Below are 445 nucleotides of genomic sequence, written 5' to 3' on the forward strand. Positions count from 1 at the left end.
GCTGCTCTTGCGCGTGTCGGTCTTGTCGGCGCGGATGATGTTGAGCGCGATCTTGCGCAGCATCGACAGGTTCTGCGGCGCATTATCTTTGGCCACCGTGCTGGCGTCCTCGCTGAAGCTGACGTCGAGGATCCAGTGAAGCCGGTTCTCCACGCCCCAGTGCGCTCGCACCGCTGCAGCCAGTTGCTCGGCGGTGAGGGCGCGCGAGCTGATGTAGTAACGCCGCTCCAGATCGGATTCCTTGTCGCCGACGACCCGCATGGAGTCGATGCGCCCAATCGTCACACACTTGGGCCAGTCGCCCGGATCGACGATGCCCTTGGACGACAGCACCGAGGCGATCTGCCCAACGGTGCGTCCATGGCCGCGCTCGACCAGCGCGCTGCGGTCGACCGACTCGACGCCGTGCTGGTCGATGAAGGCGATCTCGATCGCTTCGAGCAGC

The 445-nt window shown here is 65.2% G+C and carries 1 protein-coding gene; it reads right to left on the minus strand.

From position 1 onward, the window contains the following. The coding region (locus C667_RS23935; RefSeq protein ID WP_039923303.1) for an ISAs1 family transposase at positions 1 to 445 on the minus strand (445 nt) is incomplete at both ends.

Origin of the sequence: Thauera phenylacetica B4P (assembly GCF_000310225.1) — a bacterium.
GTDB lineage: Bacteria > Pseudomonadota > Gammaproteobacteria > Burkholderiales > Rhodocyclaceae > Thauera > Thauera phenylacetica.